Raw genomic sequence first — 674 nt, forward strand, 5'->3', positions numbered from 1 at the left:
GATCTGCTCTTCCGAAAACTGCTTCCGCTTCATTCCGTCCGTCCCTTTAAGGAGACGGTCTCTACTTCCAGTTGGATGAAGAAACGGGGGTCACGTCACAAGTTCAAGACCTATCCCATCGGCTATTTCCACATCGACATCGCCGAGGTGCAGACGGCCGAAGGCAAGCTACGCTTGTTCGTGGCGATCGACCGGACGAGCAAGTTCGCGTTCGTCGAATTGCACGAGCAGGCCGGCAAGATGATCGCGGCCCAGTTCCTGCGCAACCTGGTCGCGGCCGTGCCCTACAAGATCCACACGGTGCTGACCGACAACGGCATCCAGTTCACCAACCATGCCCACCACAAATACGCCTTCCACCACATATTCGACCGCGTCTGCGACGAGAACGAGATCGATCACCGGCTGACCAAGGTGAAGCACCCGTGGACCAACGGGCAGGTCGAACGGATGAACCGGACGATCAAGGAAGCGACCGTCAAACGGTACCATTACGACAGCCACGACCAGCTTCGGCAGCACCTTGGCGACTTCGTCGCCGCATACAACTTCGCACGCAGGCTCAAGACCCTCAAAGGTCTCACACCCTACGAGGCCATCTGCAAAGCATGGCAAAACGAGCCAGCCCGCTTTACATCAAACCCGCACCATCAAATGCCGGGATCAAACACCTA

The 674-nt window shown here is 57.4% G+C and carries 1 pseudogene; it reads left to right on the top strand.

From position 1 onward, the window contains the following. Positions 1 to 93 precede the first annotated feature (93 nt). Positions 94 to 674 (top strand): annotated as a pseudogene (locus SM191_RS19555) (integrase core domain-containing protein); the annotation flags it as partial.

The organism is Sphingomonas sp. 2378, from assembly GCF_038084995.1.
GTDB lineage: Bacteria > Pseudomonadota > Alphaproteobacteria > Sphingomonadales > Sphingomonadaceae > Sphingomonas.